The sequence below is a fragment of the Legionella bozemanae genome (genome assembly GCF_001648595.1).
In the GTDB taxonomy this organism is placed as follows: Bacteria; Pseudomonadota; Gammaproteobacteria; order Legionellales; family Legionellaceae; genus Legionella; species Legionella bozemanae.
The window spans coordinates 61,431-81,005 of the sequence record NZ_KV441807.1 but is presented as its reverse complement, the minus strand read 5'-3'; the positions used below and the strand labels follow the sequence as shown (position 1 = coordinate 81,005).

Below are 19,575 nucleotides of genomic sequence, written 5' to 3'. Positions count from 1 at the left end.
GAGCTATGTCTGATATCAGGCACCGCAACGACTCATCTTGTCAGGAATTAGGAATAGAAGCAAACGTTCTGGATTGACGGTATTTTACATAATGCACAAGGGCATAAACAGCGGCAGCAGCCAGCAAATGCTTCAAAGTATGTCCGCTTATTGCTTTAGATGTTACATGATAAATCATTTTATCTAAGCTCTCAGTGAGTTTGGCTAAACCAAATAAAATAAGACCCATTGTAATAGAGTAATTGCGCGTATACGGTGAAGGGAAAAATAATAAAATGAATACGAGCATGATTAAAGGATAACCCTGTGACCAAATATATAAGCGCATATCTCCTTGCCCCCATCGCTCGCTAAGTTCCCACTGCAAGGTACAGAGAGTTGCTATAGCAATAAGTGGTAATAATAAATAAAAACCAATCGAGCGATGGACTCGTTCTATAAAGATTGCGGCAAAAAAAGACATTAAGAGAATTCCCATAGGAACTCGATCCCAAAACAGTGTAACGTTATCTGGATGTAAATGGTAATAGGCTGAACCAAAGCCTGTTAAGATGGTGCCGATAAACCCAAGAAAATAGGCCCATTTTGTTTCTGGAATGAGTTCGCATTGAGTCTTGGAAGGCCGGTAAATGGTTTTGAGGCCTAAGTAGCCCACAATAATAAAGACTAGATTAGACATCACATCAGAAAAATTATTAATAAAAAATAGAGTGTGCTTATCTGCGAAATCATGATAGGTCAAAGGCTGTGCAATTGGAGGAATTAAACTTAAGATAAGCGTCGTAACTACTGTAAAAATCAGAAGAAAGGCAATAATTTTATCTTGAAAATTATTCTTACTCACTGCTTCTTAACCTGAAATTTTAAAGTGAACTCAATCAATTTAACCCATTTACTACTTGTTATCAAGGCACTCAGGGAATACATAACCTTATAAAAATGAAATTCTATGCGGATTTATCTTTAGTAGAGTTTGATGTATTTGTTTATTTAGGTGATTTGCGCACGATTTATGCGCTATAGTATAAACAACATGACATAATAGAGTGTGCTATGACGAACGTGATAAATCTTAATAAAAAAAGAAAAACTAAAAATCGTTTAGAAGATGAAAAAAAAGCTTCTGAAAATCGCATTAAATTCGGAAGGACAAAAAAAGAAAAGCAAATAGAAAAACAAGAAAATGAACGCCATGAACGACATCTAGATGGCCACAAGTTAGAAAAGAAAGAGGAAAAATAAAGGACAGTTTTTATCTGAAAACCGAAACTAATGATTGCTTTCATTGTCAAGGTAAATACATCTAAATTTGTCCAGTAACTTAGATAAGCACGCGCAAAACCTGGTTGCGAACAACTCAGGCTACGCATACTAAGAGCACTGCCCTTCTATTTTGAGTTATTGTTTCACTCCATGAGTATTTATTAATTATAATAAAATGACTCTCACAAAAATACATCACTTAATATGGCCTGAGAAGGCACACCAGCAAGAAAAATTTGTTTTTTCAATTTATTAGTTGTCTCTTTAGGGCCGCAGACATAAACCCGTGTAGCTTTCGGATGATTTAGATGAATCAATGCACGCTTCTCTACAGAAGCTTCAGGATAATGTCCCTGACTTTGAAGCACACAAGGGTCATAAACAAAAGAAGGAAATGCCGTTGCTAGCATTTCCAATTCTTCTCGGTAATAAATATCCTCTTCGGTAAGACCACCATGAACCAAGGAAAGTTGTCCCTGGTGATTCTGGCTTAGAGCACTTTTGATAATGGCAATAAGTGGCGCAAGCCCTGTGCCTGTTCCCGCTAACAGCATATCAAAGGCTAATTGCTCTGGATTATGATAAAAACAACGGCCAAAAGGACCTCTAAGTTTTACTTCCGTGTATTTTGTCGTCCCTTTCATCAGCCATTGTCCCATACTCCCGCCTGGATAAATTTTAACATGTAATTCAATAAATCCTTCTTGCATCGGGATATTGGCAATTGAATAACTTCGTATCGTGCCTTCAGGATTAATCAAGCTAAGATATTGGCCAGGGATCCAGGATTGCAGATTATCTACCCCAAGTTTAATTTGCATCACATTATAGTTAAGCAGTTTAAGATCTATTATTTTTGCACTTACTTCACATTCAGCGCTATCCGGCGCAACTACATGAAGCGCTGTTTCTGGTTGTGCTCGGCAAGCTAGAAAATAACCTTGAGTTTTCAGAGTTTCGGGTAGTCCCTCCTGCCAAGATGAATGAACCACACCATCTTTGGCTTTAATTAGGCAAGACTGGCAAATCCCTGCATGACAGGAATTAGGATAATCCACGCCATGGCGTAAAAGGCAATCTAACACATTTTCCTGTGGGGCTAAGCGATACGATTGATTATTAAAATCGATGGTACTCATAAGCGCCCCAATACTTCAGCTCGAACACCATTGGCAATAGCAGCTACTCCTTCAATATCTTCTGCTGTAACCCCTAATTCATTAAGAGTTGCACCTAAATGTTCAATTACAATATCTACGTGTACGTCATTTAATCCGCGCTGGAGCAAATGGGCATGCCCTTCACGCATGCTTTTTCCACTGTATTTATTGGGACCTCCAAATACCATCGTTAAAAAACCTTTTTGTTTTAAGATTTGTTGCTCCATATCAATGTCATCAAAAAAATGACTCACGCGCTCATCCATTAACATTTTTCGATAGAAGATATCCACTGCGGCATTGACTGCTTCTTGACCTCCAAGACGATCAAATAATGATACAGACATGGTGACTCCTTAAAGATGTATTTGCAATGCATCTTATAAAAAGAAATAATGCAAGTCAACCAATATTAGGAGTTATTGATGCAACTCACGCAATTCACTGATTACTCATTACGCGCTTTGATTTATATCGCCCTTCGTAAGGAATCATGTACCATTCAAGACATTACTAATGCCTATATCATTTCAACCAACCATATGGTTAAAATCATTCATAATTTAGCTAAACTTGGGCTCATTAAAACCAGCCGTGGTAAGGGTGGCGGCATCTTAATGGCGGTACCACCCGAAACGATTAATTTAGGCCAACTCATTGTTCAACTAGAACCTCATTTTGATTTAGTGCCTTGCTTTAATAAAGAAAAAGCCAACTGCTGTATTGCTCCTGTCTGTAAATTAAAGGGTATTTTACATGAAGCCCAGACTGCATTTATGGAGGTTTTAAAACGCTACACTTTGGCCGATATTTTGCATAATCCAAATGATTTGTCTGCTTTATTGAACATCAAACAAGAAACAAAGTTTAGTTAAGAGAGGTCCAGTGGGTTTGGCCCTGAGCAAATTACTTTGCTGGATAATGGTTGCATGATGTGTTTTTAGTTGTATAAAACAAGATTACAGAAGTCATTAGAAAGGAGCCCTAAGTTTGTTATATAGATATAGATTATATTATTTTTTGCGCAAGTAAGAGACCAAAAAGACCTGAAATCTGTCGTCCCAATTCATCCTGTTTATGTAGATGCCCCACCGCTTCTTTATATTCGAGTAGAGACCATCCGCTGTCTTGATAGAAATGATAGAGTTCTTCCTTTTGCGGCACATAGGTGAAGAAGTCAGGCAATGAATAAAGTTCTGATTGAATAGGAACTACTAAAAAATGATATCCTCCCTTCTTGGTCATCCCTTGAAGCTCCATAAGCAAATCTGGAATACGTTGCGGATTTAAAAATTGCAGTGTAACCGTTGATAACACTAAATCATAGCGTTCTGATTCAAGTGTAATAGGTTGATTTAAATCACATAATTGCGTATAAACCTTTGATAGCTGTTCTTTTTGAGCTATCTCTTGAATCGTATTTAATGCTGCTTGATTATGATCAATGCCTCTAACAAGATGCCCCATCTTTGCCAAATACAGCAAATTTCTACCTGAACCACAGCCTACATCTAAAATCGAAGAGCACTGTAGGTGGTATAAATAAGTTTGATAAATAGAAACCAGATCACTATGTACCGAACCTAATCCGTATTTCTTATTGAAATAACGTTGGGGCATGCAATAAAACTCAAGAGTTGCATTAAATGAGTCACTAACAGGAATGATCTTATGCCATGCTGCCGGGTGGATCAGCAATTGAGGGTGTTTTTGATCGATCCGTGTACGTGATAATTCATGTCCTTGACCATTTAAAAATACAAAATCAATTGCTCCTTCTCGGAGTGAAAGCTTACCCCAAGTGCCTTCTTTCGTACTGTGCTTTTCAAGAAAAAATTTCAGTTTCCCATGAGTGTCAATTTCGATTTGTTTGTAGCACACCAATTCATTATATTCTGGCATCGTAACCCACCTTTTAATTCTGATTATGAGTGATATTCGTTTTATCGTTAGTCAATTCAGGTTCCAATCTAGTTAGAAGGGTGCGCTCGCTTGCTAGTTTATCAGCCAATTGATGATTGACATCCCGATGTTCTGCCTCATCATCCCGAACTGCCAACAGCACATCACGTAATCGCGCATCACAAGCCAAGCTCCAATAATTTTTAGCAATATCAGGAGCAGGACCATTTTCAATTCGCCCTTCATCCAATTCTTGCAAATAATGGGTATAGCTGACAACAGCCTCTTCCTCAAGATACCCTACAAAGCGATGTGCTGTTTTTGAAGAAAGGACGTACATTAATAAATATAAAATTACGAAAATAGCCTGAGCTACAAAAATAATGAATCGTTCAAACCAATTAGGTTTAGCAATATACATAAACGTGATTAAATGCATCCGTTCATTTTCCGCCTCATCCAATAGAGTTTTAATCCAACCCTCATCGTTTTTGATTTTTCTTAAGCAACGCAGATGTAACAGCGCAGCCCCCACATACCAGGTACTGCAGCAACCGTTTCAAGTACTATAGCTCTATTTCCATAGCGTTTTTGAAAAAAAGTATCTGCAAAAAAACGGAAAAACTTCACTAGACCAAAGGCAATTTTATCACTGAAGGTTTTAGCAGGCTTATGAATTGCTGACATGAAATACTCCTTTGAGAGAGAGTTATTTAACATGATTATAATATAAGATGTATTTTAAATACAACTTAAAGATATTTATCTGTTAGTAACACTGACTTAGGAACCAATTTTCATTTTTATTCACCCAAAGCCCACAACCGTTTATTACGCCCCTCCTTATTTAATAGAGCATTAGAATACTTTCACATAATATAATAATGTTGATATCTCACAGGCAGTTGTAGTTACTTTTACAAACCCATCTCTTAAGAATGTTGAAAATAACGCAGTTACAATATGGCATCTGACCCAGCTGTTGGATTTAAAACACCGGCTGATAAAGTTTATAGTCAATAGACAAGATTCTTGAAGAAAAATTCTTTGAACTTCAATTTAAAAATGGTGCTAAATTGCCTCATGAAATTAATACGCCCCTTCATCTACTATCGGGAGATTTTAAATTATGTTAGCATGCTAATCATTAGTTTATTAATTGGTTTGCATATGTGGCATTACACTCGGTTATTGCATAAAAAATCCCCCGTTTGTTGTTTTTTACTCCGATTGGTGAACTATATGAAACCCACTTATCAAACATTGATTGGGTTCATAGGGACGATAGCCTTATGTTCATGCACTGTTGGCCCTGACTTTGTAAGTCCTTCGCCAATAATAAAACAAACCTACACTTCCAAATCGACCTCTCAATTTGGGAGTCAACACATAGAGTTGAATAAAAAAACATCACTAACTTGGTGGAAGGAATTTCATTCAGCAACACTCAATGGTCTTATGGAGCAAGGCATCAAGCGTAATTATTCGCTCACTGCCATGCGAGAATCTTTAGCGCAAGCCAAGGAGTTGGTTTCAGCCTCCCAAGGACAATTATGGCCACAAGCGGGGGTCAATGCGGGCATTGGAAGGCAACAATATGGTCCTGCAACATTCGGACCGGTTAATCTCAGGATCGAACCTTTTTCCTATTATCAAATAGGCCCTAACGCTTCATATACGCTCGATGTCTTTGGTGGAATACGTCGAACGATTGAAAAACGAAAAGCCTTGGCTTTATATCAACAACATGAGCTGGATGCAGCATTTTTGACCTTGACAGGTAACATCGCAACAACATCTTTAACCATTGCTACAATAAAGGCACGAATCGATGTACTTAAGGACATCATCCAAGATGACGAGAAAAATTTACAGCTTATTCAAAAATCATTTACTGTGGGCTCGTCTTCTCGAAGTGATGTTTTAAGTGCGCAAAGCCAGCTAACCAATGATGAAACTTTATTGCCCTCCCTCTATCAACAATTACATGTTGCACAAAACGAGCTTAATGTTCTTTTAGGCACAATACCAACCCATTCACACTCTTTAATTTTTCATTTAAAAGATTTTACATTGCCTAAAAAATTGCCATTAGAACTGCCATCAGAGCTTGCCCATAAAAGACCAGATATTCTCGCTGCTGAAGCCAGTCTGCATGCTGCCAGTGCCGATATTGGAATCGCTACAGCGCATCTTTATCCCAATATTACCCTCTCTGCCACACTCTTACAGGAAGGAGTAATTCCCGGAGCACCATTAAGTATTTCTCCTAATGCATGGAGTCTTTTAGGTAATTTGACAACACCCATTTTTTCTGGAGGCACACTGCGAGCACAACGACGTGCCTCAATCCATGCATACCAATCAGCTTTTGCACAATACCAAGAAATTGTACTTAAAGCATTTTATCAAGTGAGTAACTTATTGTATGCCTTAAAACACGATGCAGAAGAACTCGCATTACAAAAGAAAGCCATGTTAACCGCTAAAGAGTCTCTTCGTATAGCAAGGTTAAGCTTTACTGCAGGCGTAGTTGGCGTTTTAGAAGTTCTTGATGCAGAACGATTGTATGCGCAATCGCGTTTGGGTTATGTCAATGCTCAAGCACAAAGATATCAAGATACGATTCAATTGTATCTTGCATTAGGCGGGGGACTCCACCCTTGAAAAACGAATAATTATTTATCATGAAGAAATAGGGTCTGTTTCCAATTCCCTAGAGAAGGATAAAAATAAACTCAGTAATGAACAGGTTATGAACTATGAAAAATTTCCCTATGGTATTATATGAAACCGCAGCAGCTTGGCGAAATTTACTTGATAAGCGTTTAAAACCGTTAGGGCTCAGCCAGGCAAAGTGGCGCGCTTTGCTTCTTCTCTCAATTACAAACGCTCCCCTAACCCAAATTCAGCTTGCCAAAAAATTAGGTCTTGAAGCACCGACTGTTGTCGGTTTAATTGACCGCTTGACTAAAGAGGGATGGGTAATTCGCCAGGATGCAACCCACGATCGCCGCGTCAAAGTAATCTGTCTTACTGAAAAAGCGACATTGACTATTGGCCAGATACAAAATACCGCAGATGAACTCTCTCAGGAATTACTCGCCCCTTTATCTAAAGCAGAATTAGAAGTATGTATTGCCACACTACAAAAAATTAAGAAAACCGCCGAGGAATCTTATGAATAATTCAACAAGCATCAAAAAATCGATAATCCCTAAGTTGCGCCACGGAATGCTTCAATGGAAACGTTTTCTAATCGCAGGTAGTGTCACATTGATGGCGTTGGCCGCTTTATACTTTTGGTTGCTTTCTCAACACTATGTCAGCACAGAAGATGCCTATATTAATGGCAACATCGTACAAATTGCACCACGAGTAACCGGCCAGGTAAAACATCTCTATGTAGATAACAATCAATTTGTTGAAAAAGGTCAAATACTGTTTGAGTTAGATCGGACTCCTTTTGAAGTAGCAGTAGAGCAAGCTAAGGCGCAATATCTAATTGACAAGACCAATCTACAACATGCCAAAGCCACATCGATTCGCACCAGAGAGTTAGTCAGGAACGAGGTGATGTCTCTTCAAAGAGGAGATGATGTTAAAGCAAAGCTTAAAAGCGCTAAAGCAGCCCTAAAACTTTCAGAAGCAAAACTCAAAGAAGCCAAACTGAGGCTATCTTATACCCGTGTGGTTGCACCAACAAGTGGTTTGGTTAGCAACCTGTCTCTTAGGGTGGGAAATATAGTTTCAGAAAACCAACCCCTGTTTGCGATGATTGATAATGCCACATTTTGGGTCGATGCTAATTTTAAAGAAACAGAACTTGAACACATCCAAAAAAACCAACGGGTAATGATTAAAATTGATATGTACCCTCATAAAAAATTTACTGGGGTTGTGAACAGCATTAGCGGTGGAAGCGGAACTGCGTTTTCATTAATGCCGCCACAGAATGCTACTGGAAACTGGGTTAAAGTGACACAGCGCGTCCCTGTCCGCATTCAAATTATGAAACCAGATTCCCAATATCCTTTACGCTTGGGAACTTCAGCCAAAGTAACCATCGATTTACAGTCCGAGCAGGAGACTCAAGTGAGCAAAACCTCATGAATCATCCATCGGATACTTTACCAGCCTCACGACGCTGGATAATCACCATCGCTATCATGGCCGCTACTTTGATGCAAGTATTAGACACGACCATTGTCAATGTCGCACTGCCCCATATGCAGGGTTCATTAGGAACAAGCCCTGATGAAATAACTTGGACTTTAACCAGTTATTTGGTAGCTTCAGCCATTTTCATGCCTTTAACCGGTTATTTTACGGATAGGTTTGGCAGAAAACCCTACCTTCTTTTATCCATTATAGGGTTTACCGTCACTTCTGCTTTATGTGGTGCGGCAACCTCTATCGTGCAAATGGTCGTATTCAGATTGCTTCAAGGAATTTTTGGTGCTGGATTAGTTCCTTTATCCCAAGCCATATTGGCCGATATTTTTCCGGATAACGAACGTGGTAAGGCTATGGCCATTTGGGGTATGGGGGTCATGGTCGGCCCTATTTTAGGACCGTCGCTTGGTGGGTATCTTACAGACATCGCCAGTTGGCGATGGACATTTTATGTCAATATCCCATTCGGGATTGCTGCAGCGCTGATGGTATTCCATTTTGTCCCTGATACACTTAAAAAAGAACGCAAAATGGATTGGGTTGGCATGATACTCATTGCTTTGGCGGTAGGTTCCATTCAATATGTTCTTGATCGTGGTAATCAGATGGATTGGTTTGCGGCTTTGGATATTCGCACCGCTACATTTTTAGGTCTCATCAGTTTGTGTGGATTCATAACATACAGTTTAAAAAATAAATCCAATACTCTCTTTGATCTTTCTATTTTTCAAGATCGTAATTTTGTTCTTTCGAGTATATTACTTGCCGTTTTAGGGCTAGGTATGTATGGAACGATGGTTATCCAACCCCAAATGTTACAAGGCTTACTGAATTATCCCGTTTTAATCGCGGGATTAATCATGGCACCCCGCGGGATTGCCAGTATGTTCAGTATGATGATAGTTGGTAAATTCATTAATCAAATTCAACCTCGATGGTTAATTTCTATAGGAGTGTTACTGAGTGCAGCAGGTGTTTATATTACCACTCATTATTCCCAAGACATTAGCCTAGCCTGGCTCATTTGGCCATTAATGCTCCAAGGATTTGGATTAGGCTTGATTTTCGTTCCATTATCCTCTGTCGCATTTTCAACCTTACCTGTTTCTTCTCGTGCTGAAGCAGCCGGGCTGTACAGTCTATTGCGCACCATAGGTTCTTCTGTTGGCATTTCTATTACCATTACGTTCTTAAGCCGCCATACTCAAATGGCATGGAATCAAATTGGTAGTTCCATTCAACCCTATAATCCAGCATTAATGGAATATCTACGCCCCTGGCACCTTAAAGCCACGGATCCGCAAGCTGCTGCCTTATTGTTGAATGAGCTGGGTAAACAATCCCTAATGCTCTCATACATCAATACATTCGCGTTTATCATGTGGAGTTTTCTTCTCATGTTACCCTTTGTGTTGTTATTGAAACAAAATAATTCCTCATCTACTTCTATCATCAGTGAATAAGAACGCTAAAAAAAGGAAAGGATTGGGCTCAACACACAGCTTGTCTTGTCTGCAAGATCCAGTTTTATTACAAAATTTCTGGATCCAGCGGATAAGCCGCGGAACAGAGGAAGAAAGGATAATGACAAAGGACCACCTCGACTCATTTTCCGCCTTCAGGAAAGCTTGCTCAATTCATTTCTTTGATGACTGATTCAATAGCCTATATAATCCTTGTTATCAATTCAAATCAATGGTTGGGCAAAAGCTCAATTATAGCTAGGCTAAGGATACCAATGTTTCAATCTGCTTTAATAATTGCCCTAATGACTTTTAGCATGATCGCTCAAGCAGTCCTCCCCGCTGATCCAATTCAGCGCTGTTTAGATATTAGAAGGCTCGTAGACTTTACCACAAGACAGAAAATGGCTGCCAAAGAACCAGGTGTATTGCGCTTTAAATTTCATAAAATTTCAGCATCAGAGCTGCCATTAGATAACCCCGTAGGCAATATGGAGGAAGTAATTAAAGCATTAAATAACCAGATTGAAAACTGCAATAAAAACCAGGGTGAATTCCAGGCAGTAACTATTGCTGGTCGTAAATTCAAGCGCCAAGAATGGTGCCTACATACCAACAAAAAAATGCTCGCTCTTGCAAAAGCCGCCCAAGGCAATTTTCAAAAATATTTATCGAGTATCAAAAGTGAATTTGACTGGTATAAAAGCGATGGCTGGCCTGAAAATCATGCTGGATTTAAACGGGGAGAATTTCAATTTACTGCTTATTACGCGCCAGCCCCTATTGAGGCTCGCACCAAACGAGGTGGCGCATTTTTATATCCTCTGTATAGTAATCCCGGTGTTGTCAGCGCCACTTCAGAATCCAAAAAATTTAATTTGAAAGCCCCTCTTTGTGGCGTTGATCCCCTTACCAAAATGGTGCGAGGATATTGTCTGAAAAATGCCAATGGCACATATTCTGTAGTGCCAGACCGACATGAAATTGAGCATGGAGCGTTATCTCCAAAATATATCATTGGCTATGTTAAAGACCCAAATGATCTTGCTTTTTTAATGGTTCAAGGCTCTGGTTCATTAATTCTTGATGGCAAAAAATTTCGCATCAATTATGAAAGCTCCAATGGCAGGCCACGCACCATGCTTGGTCGTATAGTCCAATGCGCACAAGACCCAACCTGTGGTGGCAACCTTGATACAATGGAGCGTTGTGCTAAAGATCCTAAATGTCATGATGAAGCAAAGTTACGCTGTAACGTATCTAAAAAAATTAGACAAAGTGGCGCATCAGAAAAGCTAATTCGCCAATATCTAGATAATCCACTTAACCGCGATAAAGCCGACGACTTACGACATCGCGATCAAAGCTATGTATTCTTTGCTAAAGAAGATGGCGGCCCTTATGGCTCAGAAAATATTCCTCTAACGCCACATGCATCATGTGCAACAGATCACAAAGTAATTCCTATTGGCATGAATTTTATCTATAAATGCAAAAAATCCACTTCCTGGTGTGTGGCTCAAGACAGAGGTGGCGCCATTATGGGGGCTCACGTTGACGTCTATAAGGGTGAGGGGAAGCAAGCGGGTTTGGAAGCAAATGCGCTAAATCACTCAGGTTCCTTATTTGTAGCCCTGCCAAAACGTGACTAAAACTTAGATTACCACATCTAATATAGGGCTACTAAAAAATAGCGGCATCATATGTGTGATGCCGTTTTCTTTCATGATATTAACGTTCACTTTGTTTTTATAGAAAAACATTGGAGCATGATGAAACACTAAACTAATTTCCAAAATTCACAGAGATCCCCGCCTTTTAAAGCTAAATTTTCCTCATCCCTACGTCCCGCGGCTTATCCCTGAGCGTTGAAGGATACAAATTCAAAAGGTGAGGCTACCTCAGGATTCTGGACCCACCGAACACCCTATTTTTCTCATTTGAGGGTACAAGGTCCTTGTCCGTTCGCAGACCAGGCCGCTGACACTGTCTTAAGCTGATTGCATGATGCGTCTTTACATAATAAATTTGCAGGTTTGACTAAACATGCTCCTAAAGTGTCGTTAAAATTAAACCCAATAGATTTTAGAGTTTTGGGGTCCGGTATTTTTCCTTTGTAATTTTGCTTACCCGGATTAGGGATTGTTACTGCACTGTGCCAACCAGAACTATCCTCATAATTAATAGAGATATTTGTAAGTGGCAGTTTCAGATTTCCAACATCAAAAGATAATTCATGTGTTCCTTGTGAATCTCCTCCTGCTTTTGGAAGTTGCTCAGGGTCAAGTTGAAACGAATCCATGCCAGGAAACTTCGATGGATCACAAGTAATTTTCTGTAGGTTGACACCTTCCCCAAGCATAAGAGGTGTTTTTTCATTGTATTCTGTAATTAAATTGTTTAATCCACCATTAGGTGTTGGAGTTTGTAAACTGTTATCTTCATAAAGACCAAATTGATCCTCCCCTTTTTTTTGAACAAGGCGAAAAACCATACCTCCATTGATGAGATTAGCGCCTTCTTGAAACATCCAATCGACTTGTGCGAATAATCTGGGTGTATCTGGACGTCCAAACTCAGTGAGGATTACGGGAACATTAATATCCTTAAAACCATTCATCATTTTATCGCCATCCCCATCTCCACCATCGGATATGGAAAGCACAGGGCGATACTTCGCATAGGGGTTGAGTAATCGAGGATAATTTCCTGGCTCTGTACCTTGTCCCCATCTATAGACGTTATAACCAATGAAATCAGCTGAGGTATCTTCTTTTTCATTTTGTAAATGGCAAGCATAATAGTAAGCTAATGGAATGGTTACATCAGGAACATCGCGTAATGCAACGCCTACTGGTTTATTGTAATTTTTTTTCTTAATGTAAGCCTTCATATCGCGAATCAACGCCTTCATTGTGGCTGACGGCATTAAATAGTTATCATCTATTTTGTGCGGCATCATCCATACTTCGTTACCGACAGAAAATCCAAATACATTCCTGTACTTACTGAATGCATCAATTTTTTTAGTAAAACAATCATAAAGTGTTTGTGGATAATTGCCCGTGCTTCGATCAACGGTACATTGAGTACCATTTTTATAATCCGCGAGCTCTACAAAAACTTGAATATTATTGTCTTGTAATGCTTTCATGACTTGATCATGAGAAGCACAGTTACCACCAGGACATACCTGATAAACACGAATAATGTTAACCCCTATGGTTTTTAAAGCTGGAATAAGAGTTTGGGTAATGGTATCGATTTTATCATCACTGAGTGGATCGACGTTTTCTTCAGGTTGATAACAAACTCCTTTAGCCATGAACCGTTCACTGCCTTGATCGCAAGAGGTTAAACCAATCTGATTTCCACACATTTTAACTTGGGCAAAAGTAGGACTACAAAGAAGAATAGTGGCTAGAAAAAAACTGTTTGATAATTTCATGCTGAACTCCAAGATGAAGACTTACACAAAAACCAGAAATTATTTATTCGAACATTAAATTAAGTATAGGAAAATTTTTGAACATAAGATATCACTGGATAAGTTCTCCAGGTAGATTTTTATAGAAAACACACATTGGAAAATGATGGATCACTTAACTAATCTCTAATTCCACAAGGAGTTAAACAGACTATAAACAGGCTTATCCACAGAAAATGTGAATAACTCCAATAGCAAAATTAAGACTTAAAAATGAAATAAAGCAGGCACAGCAAGAACTTATATAAGCTGCTAAGTGTTAATTCACGATTGGGTTGAAATTAATATCCACAAAACTGGGATACTTAAAAAAAGAACTAAGACGTAGCTATCTTATACAAATAAAAAATAAAAAAACAGTCTTGACTCGAACTATTTTTCTTCATTATTTTTGCTCGGAAATGAGAAAAACCTTATTCGTTAACTAAAAGATCTAAGATTTAGGTATAAATAAATGGAGCCATACTTGTTAAAAAACAACATCTTATTTACAATATGTGCCCTATTTAAACATAGAAATTTTTATTATCGGGATTCATGATGATTAAACGTGAACAAGAAATGCTGGAACAGTTAGCAAAAGCATTTACAGACGAATTATCTAAAACAGCCCGTATCGATTTAGTGTTTTCCTCCCTTTTTGAACTGGATAAAATTCAAAAAGGTCAAACAGCTGAACTGTCTAAGGCTCAGCTTATAGAAATAAATAGTGACGTTGTGACGCAAATAGTATTGAAGCAAATTGCAGCTGCAGCAGAAACAGATAATGCGGATATAAAAGCGATTAGAAGCATACTGACACAAATAATAAGAGGACCTGAATCCTTTGGTTTAAGTGGAAAAATGCGTTCTTTTTTTCTTCCCTTTATTGAAACGTTCATTGCTTCTAAAAACGAAGTGATGGATCATGAAACCGATCTCGTACTGTTATACCAACGCGATTGGATGACAAGAAAAGTACTTTCCATCCAAGATTTAGGTGCAAATGCAGAAGACGCACAAATATTTGTTGATGCACTAAGAATAGGAAATTACGCGATTACCTCAAAATTTGCCCGTTGGGTAACCCAAAAATACAGTGATGTGACATTAAATCCCGAACGAAATTTTATTGGTGCAGAAGATATTTTTCCTCTTGTTGCCTATGAGTTGGCACAAACTGATATTTGTGCTGCAGATATAGCTGCCATTATGTACATGTATGATCATACTACAGAAGATAATCAATATACTGCCTCCCTTATGTTTTCAGGGGTACAGACTTCGCTTAATCGACAATCAGCACTTCAAAGAGCACATAAGGAAGACAGCCCATCACAAATTTTGATGAGAATGCGCACGGAACATAATGTGTTCTTAAAAAAAGAAAATCCTGTGCGAAGTTTGATTAAAGAGGGGCTATCCTATGATCCCGAAATAGATTCAGTTGATCTAAGAGAATATTATAAACAGAATCAAATCACAGCTTTTGCAAAAAGAAACAGGGATTCTATTACGACTAATTTAATTGTATTAAATATCAAAAGAGCCAGTCCCGAAGAAGTTAATACCTTATTAGCCATCAAAAAGCATATCATTCAATACATGAACTACACAGAAGCCAATCCACCAGAGAAGCCGCAACAAACCTACATAAACCGCTTAAAAGCGGCAGAGGGGATGCTGGAGATACTTCAAAAAGGCGGTACAATAAAAGACGACATCATTCCAGGAATAAAAGCCCAAGCAAGTATCATTGCAAATAATAAGCCAGGCTTAAGGGAATTGGGTTTTTTAGGTTGGTTGCATAGTTTGACAGATCACCATAAACCCCAAACATGTATAGAAACCTCCGAGACCCTAAAAGCCATTAATTCAATTGTAGCGTCCAATGTGGGTGAATTGCCTAAAGAAAACCTAATCAAGCAAATGAACCATAATCCCCCTCCTAGTGACAAGCTTAGTAATACACATACAATTCAATATCGCTAATGTCAGAATTATTACTGCCTCTCTGTTATCCATGCATGACCAGTCTAGGCCATGGCGCATTGAAAAATACGTTATGATTCATATGAATTCTTTTGATTATGAAAACCGCATGCAAAAGGAGCTAATTCGGAAAAGCACGCTCGAAAGATTCGTCGGGCCAAGGCCCGACATACATTATGGTGTGAATTTCGAGGTATTCTCTTGAACCACTTGTGCAGCATCATCGATGTCTTTGAGAAATTTAGCTTTATTTTGTACAACCATAATTTCATCGGGTTTTACGGAGTACACTTCATAATCTTTCGCAGCTAACTCTTCTTTTAATTTTGCCAGTTTTTCAACATCATTTTCTTTTGAAGTAATTACACCGATTCTATCACCATTTTTTTCCATTAATCGAACTCGGTATGCAGTACTGTATGCTCGGGAAAAAGATTGAAAAAAAGTAGGGCTTTTTGATACAAATAATCTCGTCATCATAATTATGGATACTCACTTAAATTAATAAAATGCTAACCTTAAAGAATAAAACATTCTAACAAAATTTAACCATATTATCAAATTTACACTCACCAGACTATTCTATCTTCATGATATTTAAATAATTTTTGAGAATATAAAGCTTATACTTCCTAAATTTCTGACTCTCATTTTTTTCTGTATATCCGGAGTAATTGAATTTAACAAATAAAGTACTATTATTTTAATATGTGATCATTATGACTGGTATTTAATCATGACAAGAAAAAAAGGTATAGGACTTTTTATACAAGGTTTAACTGCAATAAGTAGAAAAAATTTTTCCGTTGATAGTTTTTTTTCCCTAACCTCCTCCATGTGGGGCGAAATACCCAGCGAAATACTCCAGAAAGGAGGAGACTATATCCCCATTTCTTATGGAGGAAGCGTCCTTACAGTAGAGAATGCCCTCCCCAAAATAAAAACGCTGGGTACGAGCAGGTTTCTCGCTCGAACGATGAGCATGGAGCAGTTTAAAGAAAGCCCGTCGCTTAAGATTGGCGAGACAGAGGTTCCGCTAGGTTTATATGGTGGCAGCCAGCTTGTTGAATACGATGATTCAGGTAAAATCGATAAGAAAGAAACCGCAAAAAATTTTGCAGGCCACCATAACCCGGAGAGCGCAGAAAAATATAAAGGACATGCGATATCGTGTTCGGATGAATATACAATTTATAGCATTATATCCATGGTGGCAGGAAGATCGAGCGTTGTTTTGATTGATCCAACAGCTCTTCCTAAAACACATAGATATGAACAGCTGCCGCCTGACCTGCAACCCTCATATGATCCCCATGGAACTCCCTCGCATTATGCCTATGAAAAGGAAACAACCATACAGGGAATACCTTCTATTTTTATCCCTGGTCGTTTAGATAGACAAGGTTTACGGGTAGTTTTAGCGACCAATCCCTATTTTATTGATATGCAAAGTAAATCCACTCCCCAATCCGTCAAAGATAAAGCACACATAGCATGTTCTGCTTATTTAAACTTTATGACTGAAGTAAGAACCGGTAAACCAATTCCTGGGATGGATAGCGTTTCAAAAAAAGAAGTTCGAGCTTTACAAATGGCTGCCATTTTAGAAAATATGCAAGCAAATCTTGAAATATTGCCTATGAGTAGCAAAGATAAAGATATTTATTTCATAATTTATCAAGATTTAAAAAGTAAAGCACCTCCACCGAGTAAAAAAACGTACAAGGCAATAGAGGTAGTAGAGGAGGTTGAAGAAATGGAAAAAGAAACAGATAAATTAAAATCAGAAACTGAAGGGCGGGAAAGAGATATGGATGAAGAGGAAGGAAGCTCTTTCAAGCATAAATGATTTAACAAATAATTAAATAATCATTCTCCCAATCAGAAATAATCGCTTTTTTAGGATTATGGCATGGGAGAAGCACTATGAGCTTTTCAACTTCCAGGCTCTTTTAATCTGAACACTATTGCAAGAAGCACCACCACTGGAATGAAATGCAAAACCTAATCTTAAAAACCGTTAGAATCAATACATTCACCTAATGGTGTCATGCAAACAGAATTGCCGTGAAAAATAATTTGATTTGTCGGGCCAAGGCCCGACTCATGTTTTATATAAATAAATACTATTTCATAAAATCAACCGGTTGTGGAAAGCTTAGGTAATTCTTAGTCAATTGCTTTTCTTTTTGTTGGTTTGGATTAGCATTTTGACACCACTCGTTTGATTTAGGATGTTTCTCGCCATTGCTCCTGGTTACAATGCAAGATTGCTTATTGACAATGGCCGCTTTATTCGTCGGACATTGTGAAGGATCCATGCCATCCGGACACAGCGCAAACTGAGTATTGACGACAAAGGTATACACATTATCATTTAAATCAGTAAAACGTACCTTGATAGGATATGAATCGACCGTACCCACTCTGAATCCAGCGATTTGACTGTTTTCAGGCATAATAACGTTTTGTTTGACTTGCTGACAATTCGAATCATTAGCGTCCTGATTAAATACACATACCCCATATTTTTTAAGCAAGGGTTTATTCACCTGCTCAACCATAGGTTGAGGCACACCAATCGCCACAGAAAAGCCATCTGCATAGTTGAACTGTTGTTGATTTTCAAGACCATTAGCCCCGCCAACAGTAAAAATCAATCCATCTCCTAGCTCGCTCATGAAGCCAACCGCATCATCAACAGAGAATCCATAAGCATCCATAGAAAGATAGTCTTTATCATGAATCAGTTGAACATAGGGGTTGAACAATAATTCAGGGGTAATATTGGTTCCTTTGTAATTATACTGTAAATCATGAATGTACATCGATTGTATCTTAGCATGATCCCACCCTGGAATTTTAGTTTCAGCCAATGGGTTAGCTCCAGCACCACACCCCTCGTTGAAAGGAACCCAACCATAGATGTGTTTAATTGCCTCCCAGTAGTTAAAGGGAGCAGGATCCACGCCAGGTGTTAAGTTACACCTTTTATCAGTATACATTTGCAAGTACTGCTGATGATTTTGTTTGAAAAACTGCTGTAACGCCCCAAGTTTTTCTTTTAAATCGTGTGGGCAATTTATCTTTTGGGTGACGTATTTACTGACATCTTCATTCCAGTTGACGCAAGAGCCCCATAAATTTTGCATACGCTGCACCGACTCACCATAGTGAAGTGATTTTTTTTGCTCCTCACTACATTCTCCTTGAATACAGGACAACACAGTCAATACAGGCGGAAAACCATCTTTTGGCTTGACCGGCACATCATCCTCAGGAGGCAAAGTACCAGAACGCTGCGCAAAAATATTATAACCTCCCGGCAATTTCAATTCATTCAAATTATAAACTGGCCAGCCTTGTCCTATAGTAGTTTTCAGAAATGAATCAAGATGGTTTCTAAATGCAGTCAAAGACTGTGCTGATCCGCTATAGCCAATATAGGGATTATTTTTGGGGCCTATAGCAACCGGCATGTAAACATGGTCCACATACGAAATGTTATAACCCACATTCTCTGGTTTTAATATCCGTACTGATTGCCTGGGCGGTATAATCGAATCACCAAAAGTATACTCTGATAACTGTGCGTATATATTTTCCGGAAATTGGACATCGCTGGAATAAGTACTCAATTTGCATTCAGTGTTTTGTCCCTGACACGTAACACCAGCAGGGGGAGTCGTCAAAGCTGTATCTTTTCCATGACGCAGCCTGTCGTTTTTATCGGCCAACACAACACGCCCACCATTCCACCAGGTAATGTAACGATCCTTCGCTAACTCACTATATAATGGTAATGTAATCGTTACCGATGAGCCGGGGGCTATTCCCGTATCTTCGTTGACGTACAATTTATAAACATATTTAGTTGGATAAGGTTCCGCAGTACGAAAACATCCCTGAATCCACTCATTTACCTCATTTTTACTGGTTGCCAAAACTGGGTAAATTGTCGTATTTTCGGAATTGTTATAAATAGTTATCGTCTTTGGTTTGACCGTCATTGAGTTTCCATTATAATCTTTGCACACAATGCTCTCAGCAACAGAAATTTCCGCCCCCAATGACAAAACAACAGCCCCTGAAGCAACAATCAGAGTTTTCAACATAAATGGTATTCCTTTAATTACTTGGAGAGAATATAACA

At 38.6% G+C, this 19,575-nt stretch carries 16 protein-coding genes and 1 pseudogene; 9 read left to right on the top strand and 8 right to left on the bottom strand.

The window, feature by feature from the left end:
* Positions 1–40: 40 nt before the first annotated feature.
* On the bottom strand, positions 41–844 hold the full coding sequence (locus A8O27_RS00315) for a hypothetical protein (RefSeq protein WP_058459500.1): 804 nt from the start codon (positions 842–844) through the stop codon (positions 41–43).
* Between the two features lie 209 nt (positions 845–1,053).
* On the opposite strand from A8O27_RS00315, the gene A8O27_RS00310 reads away from it, so the two are divergent.
* Positions 1,054–1,242, top strand: coding sequence for a DUF4169 family protein (locus tag A8O27_RS00310; RefSeq protein WP_058459501.1), 189 nt, complete (start codon positions 1,054–1,056; stop codon positions 1,240–1,242).
* A gap of 203 nt (positions 1,243–1,445) precedes the next feature.
* Here the strand turns inward: A8O27_RS00310 and A8O27_RS00305 are convergent, their stop codons facing one another.
* Both A8O27_RS00305 and A8O27_RS00300 read right to left on the bottom strand, forming a co-directional pair.
* Positions 1,446–2,402, bottom strand: coding sequence for an FAD-binding oxidoreductase (locus A8O27_RS00305; RefSeq protein ID WP_058459502.1), 957 nt, complete (start codon positions 2,400–2,402; stop codon positions 1,446–1,448).
* On the bottom strand, positions 2,399–2,770 hold the full coding sequence (locus A8O27_RS00300) for a group I truncated hemoglobin (protein WP_058459503.1): 372 nt from the start codon (positions 2,768–2,770) through the stop codon (positions 2,399–2,401). The genes A8O27_RS00305 and A8O27_RS00300 overlap by 4 nt, the downstream gene beginning before the upstream one ends.
* Before the next feature lie 78 nt (positions 2,771–2,848).
* On the opposite strand from A8O27_RS00300, the gene A8O27_RS00295 reads away from it, so the two are divergent.
* A complete protein-coding gene (locus A8O27_RS00295; RefSeq protein ID WP_058459504.1) occupies positions 2,849–3,298 on the top strand; it encodes an Rrf2 family transcriptional regulator in 450 nt (149 codons plus the stop codon).
* Between the two features lie 133 nt (positions 3,299–3,431).
* Here A8O27_RS00295 and tehB read toward each other — a convergent pair whose 3' ends face one another.
* Both tehB and A8O27_RS00285 read right to left on the bottom strand, forming a co-directional pair.
* Complete coding sequence (tehB, locus tag A8O27_RS00290) at positions 3,432–4,325, bottom strand: SAM-dependent methyltransferase TehB (protein WP_058459505.1); 894 nt, start codon at positions 4,323–4,325, stop codon at positions 3,432–3,434.
* Positions 4,326–4,338: 13 nt separating this feature from the next.
* Positions 4,339–5,012: pseudogene (locus A8O27_RS00285) on the bottom strand (alternative oxidase).
* A gap of 555 nt (positions 5,013–5,567) precedes the next feature.
* Between A8O27_RS00285 and A8O27_RS00280 the strand changes: the two are divergent.
* From A8O27_RS00280 to A8O27_RS00260, 5 genes are all read left to right on the top strand, one after another.
* Positions 5,568–6,992 (top strand): efflux transporter outer membrane subunit, encoded by a 1,425-nt coding sequence (locus A8O27_RS00280; protein WP_058459506.1) that lies wholly within the window; start codon positions 5,568–5,570, stop codon positions 6,990–6,992.
* Between the two features lie 95 nt (positions 6,993–7,087).
* The gene (locus tag A8O27_RS00275; protein WP_058459507.1) at positions 7,088–7,513 is read left to right on the top strand and encodes a MarR family winged helix-turn-helix transcriptional regulator; all 426 of its coding nucleotides are present in this window, start codon (positions 7,088–7,090) and stop codon (positions 7,511–7,513) included.
* The gene (locus A8O27_RS00270) at positions 7,506–8,438 is read left to right on the top strand and encodes an efflux RND transporter periplasmic adaptor subunit (protein WP_058459508.1); all 933 of its coding nucleotides are present in this window, start codon (positions 7,506–7,508) and stop codon (positions 8,436–8,438) included. Before A8O27_RS00275 ends, A8O27_RS00270 begins: the two co-directional genes overlap by 8 nt.
* Positions 8,435–9,964 (top strand): DHA2 family efflux MFS transporter permease subunit, encoded by a 1,530-nt coding sequence (locus A8O27_RS00265; protein WP_058459509.1) that lies wholly within the window; start codon positions 8,435–8,437, stop codon positions 9,962–9,964. Before A8O27_RS00270 ends, A8O27_RS00265 begins: the two co-directional genes overlap by 4 nt.
* Before the next feature lie 275 nt (positions 9,965–10,239).
* Entirely contained in the window at positions 10,240–11,616 is a 1,377-nt protein-coding gene (locus A8O27_RS00260; RefSeq protein WP_058459510.1) for an MltA domain-containing protein, read from the top strand.
* 284 nt (positions 11,617–11,900) lie between these two features.
* Here A8O27_RS00260 and A8O27_RS00255 read toward each other — a convergent pair whose 3' ends face one another.
* Positions 11,901–13,412, bottom strand: a complete 1,512-nt coding sequence (locus A8O27_RS00255; protein ID WP_058459511.1) for a glycoside hydrolase family protein — start codon at positions 13,410–13,412, stop codon at positions 11,901–11,903.
* Between the two features lie 576 nt (positions 13,413–13,988).
* Here A8O27_RS00255 and A8O27_RS00250 point away from each other — a divergent pair.
* Positions 13,989–15,422, top strand: coding sequence for a hypothetical protein (locus A8O27_RS00250; RefSeq protein ID WP_131744472.1), 1,434 nt, complete (start codon positions 13,989–13,991; stop codon positions 15,420–15,422).
* Positions 15,423–15,596: 174 nt separating this feature from the next.
* On the opposite strand, the gene A8O27_RS00245 is transcribed toward A8O27_RS00250, so the two are convergent.
* Positions 15,597–15,902 carry a hypothetical protein gene (locus A8O27_RS00245; protein ID WP_058459513.1) on the bottom strand — a complete coding sequence of 102 codons (306 nt, stop codon included), beginning with the start codon at positions 15,900–15,902 and terminating at the stop codon, positions 15,597–15,599.
* A gap of 256 nt (positions 15,903–16,158) precedes the next feature.
* Here A8O27_RS00245 and A8O27_RS00240 point away from each other — a divergent pair, with 256 nt between their 5' ends.
* Complete coding sequence (locus A8O27_RS00240) at positions 16,159–17,271, top strand: hypothetical protein (RefSeq protein WP_058459514.1); 1,113 nt, start codon at positions 16,159–16,161, stop codon at positions 17,269–17,271.
* A 277-nt stretch (positions 17,272–17,548) separates the two neighbouring features.
* On the opposite strand, the gene A8O27_RS00235 is transcribed toward A8O27_RS00240, so the two are convergent.
* Positions 17,549–19,537, bottom strand: a complete 1,989-nt coding sequence (locus A8O27_RS00235; RefSeq protein ID WP_058459515.1) for a hypothetical protein — start codon at positions 19,535–19,537, stop codon at positions 17,549–17,551.
* Positions 19,538–19,575 lie beyond the last annotated feature (38 nt).

Coding starts and splice junctions, on each gene's coding strand:
- A8O27_RS00300 (WP_058459503.1), bottom strand. CDS start 2,770: ATGTCTGTATCATTATTTGATCGTCTTGGAGGTCAAGAAGCAGTCAAT.
- A8O27_RS00275 (WP_058459507.1), top strand. CDS start 7,088: ATGAAAAATTTCCCTATGGTATTATATGAAACCGCAGCAGCTTGGCGA.
- A8O27_RS00310 (WP_058459501.1), top strand. CDS start 1,054: ATGACGAACGTGATAAATCTTAATAAAAAAAGAAAAACTAAAAATCGT.
- A8O27_RS00280 (WP_058459506.1), top strand. CDS start 5,568: ATGAAACCCACTTATCAAACATTGATTGGGTTCATAGGGACGATAGCC.
- A8O27_RS00235 (WP_058459515.1), bottom strand. CDS start 19,537: ATGTTGAAAACTCTGATTGTTGCTTCAGGGGCTGTTGTTTTGTCATTG.
- A8O27_RS00295 (WP_058459504.1), top strand. CDS start 2,849: ATGCAACTCACGCAATTCACTGATTACTCATTACGCGCTTTGATTTAT.
- A8O27_RS00270 (WP_058459508.1), top strand. CDS start 7,506: ATGAATAATTCAACAAGCATCAAAAAATCGATAATCCCTAAGTTGCGC.
- A8O27_RS00265 (WP_058459509.1), top strand. CDS start 8,435: ATGAATCATCCATCGGATACTTTACCAGCCTCACGACGCTGGATAATC.
- A8O27_RS00245 (WP_058459513.1), bottom strand. CDS start 15,902: ATGATGACGAGATTATTTGTATCAAAAAGCCCTACTTTTTTTCAATCT.
- A8O27_RS00255 (WP_058459511.1), bottom strand. CDS start 13,412: ATGAAATTATCAAACAGTTTTTTTCTAGCCACTATTCTTCTTTGTAGT.
- A8O27_RS00240 (WP_058459514.1), top strand. CDS start 16,159: ATGACAAGAAAAAAAGGTATAGGACTTTTTATACAAGGTTTAACTGCA.
- A8O27_RS00260 (WP_058459510.1), top strand. CDS start 10,240: ATGTTTCAATCTGCTTTAATAATTGCCCTAATGACTTTTAGCATGATC.
- tehB (WP_058459505.1), bottom strand. CDS start 4,325: ATGCCAGAATATAATGAATTGGTGTGCTACAAACAAATCGAAATTGAC.
- A8O27_RS00305 (WP_058459502.1), bottom strand. CDS start 2,402: ATGAGTACCATCGATTTTAATAATCAATCGTATCGCTTAGCCCCACAG.
- A8O27_RS00250 (WP_131744472.1), top strand. CDS start 13,989: ATGATGATTAAACGTGAACAAGAAATGCTGGAACAGTTAGCAAAAGCA.